This is a genomic window from Luteimonas sp. FCS-9 (assembly GCF_001014645.1).
GTDB lineage: Bacteria > Pseudomonadota > Gammaproteobacteria > Xanthomonadales > Xanthomonadaceae > Luteimonas.
The window spans coordinates 1-1917 of the sequence record NZ_LASZ01000043.1 but is presented as its reverse complement, the minus strand read 5'-3'; the positions used below and the strand labels follow the sequence as shown (position 1 = coordinate 1917).

Here is a 1917-nt window from a genome sequence, read left to right as displayed (position 1 = left end):
CGACGATCCACGGCAGCTGCTCGCCGAGCAGCACGAAGATGATGCCGTTGAGCGAGAACTGCACCGTGTCCCAGACCGCCGCGCGCTGCACCCGCGTGGTCGCCAGCGCGCGACCGCTGAGCTCGACGTAGCTCATCGTGATGCCGGCCGCGACCGCGGCGAGGATGCCCGACGCGCCGATCTGCTCGGCCAGCAGGTAGGCGCCGAACGGCGTCAGCAGGCTGATCAGGATCGGCGTGCCCGCCTCCTCGCCGAACACGCGCGAGACCAGCGCATGCCCCCGGTTGACCGCCACCGTGACCGCCACGCCCACCGCGGCGCCCGCCAGCGCCACCCACAGGAACGTCAGCGAGGCCGACAGCAGCGAGAAACTACCGGTCAGCGCCGCGGCCACCGCGAAGCGGAAGCACACCAGGCCCGAGGCGTCGTTGAGCAGCGATTCGCCCTCCAGGATGTGCATCACCCGCGACGGGATCGGCGCGCGCGCGGCGATCGACGAGACTGCGACCGGATCGGTCGGCGAGAGGATCGCCGCCAGCGCGAACGCCACCGCCAGCGGCATCGCCGGGATCATCCAGTGGATCAGCAGCCCGGCGCCGAGCACGGTGAACACCACCAGGCCCAGCGCCAGCTGCAGGATCACGCCGCGGTCGCGGAACAGCCCGTTCTTGGGAATGCGCCAGCCGTCGAGGAACAGCAGCGGGGGCAGGAACAGCACGAAGAACAGGTGCGGATCGAGCGTCACGCCGCGCCCGAACACGCCGGCGATCGTCGCGCCCAGTGCGATCTGCACCACCGGCAGCGGCAACGGCAGCCAGCGCTGCAGCACGCGGGTCAGGTAGCCGCTGGCGACGACCGCCAGCAGCATCACCAGGACGACTTCGATCGAATGCATGGGGCGGTCAGCGGCTCGTGGCGCAGGAGTCCTCCACGATAACGCCGTCCGCGGACACGGCATATCCGGGATCGGGGGAAAGCGGACGTCACGACACCGGAATCGTCCAGGCGGGAAGCAGGTACCGGCCGGGACGGCAACGCGCCCGACGCCGCGATCCGGTCGCCAGCAGGCACCGGCGCCACGACCGGAGCGACGACGCCTCTCAACGAAGCCGCACACGACAACGCGCGCTGTGCGGTGTCCCGGCCGGGGGTTGCGACCAGCGGGCCAGGACGGCCCGCGACGGCGAGTTCGGCCAGGGATGGCCGACCGAGCCGGGGCGCAATCCCCGGCCGGGACACCGCCGCCACCGAAGCGACGGCACCGGACGCCCGTACTCCTACCGCCGCTTGTCGGACTTGGGCAAGCACCAGGCGAGCGACGCTGCTACGACGTCCCCCAACCCCACCAGCCCCTAGAATCGGGTGTCCCCCACCCCGCTGTGCCTCGACGATGACCAACCCGCTGCTCGACTTCTCCGGCCTGCCCCGTTTCGACGCCATCGCACCCGCGCACGTCCAGCCCGCGATCGATGCGCTCGTCGCCGAGGCCGAAGCCGCGCTGGCGGTCGCCGGCCGCACGCAGCCCGTGGGCTGGGAGCAGGTCGTCGTCCCGCTCGACGATGCGACCGAACGTCTCGCGCGCGCCTGGAACCAGGTCTCGCACCTCAACGCCGTCGTCAACACGCCCGAGCTGCGCGCCGCCTACAACGCGGCCCTGCCGAAGGTCACCGCGTTCTTCAACGCGCTCGCCCAGGACGAGGCGCTGTACGTCCAGCACCGCCGCCTGTCCGACGCCGCCGACGCGCTCGGCCTCGATCCGCTGCGCCGGCGCGTCGTCGCGCACGCGCTGCGCGACTTCCGTCTCGGCGGCGCCGCGCTCGATCCGGCGGACAAGGCGCGGCTGTCCGACGTGCGCCAGGAACTGGCCGCGCTGTCGGCGCGGTTCTCCGAGCACGTCCTCGATGCGACCGACGCGTT

At 72.0% G+C, this 1917-nt stretch carries 1 protein-coding gene and 1 pseudogene; one reads left to right on the top strand and one right to left on the bottom strand.

Annotated features, from left to right (window positions below):
- Positions 1-895, bottom strand: an 895-nt coding sequence (locus WQ56_RS17385) for a sodium:proton antiporter (protein ID WP_047138398.1), incomplete at its 3' end; no start/stop codon positions are given.
- A gap of 495 nt (positions 896-1390) precedes the next feature.
- On the opposite strand from WQ56_RS17385, the pseudogene WQ56_RS17380 reads away from it, so the two are divergent.
- Positions 1391-1917: pseudogene (locus tag WQ56_RS17380) on the top strand (oligopeptidase A); the annotation flags it as partial.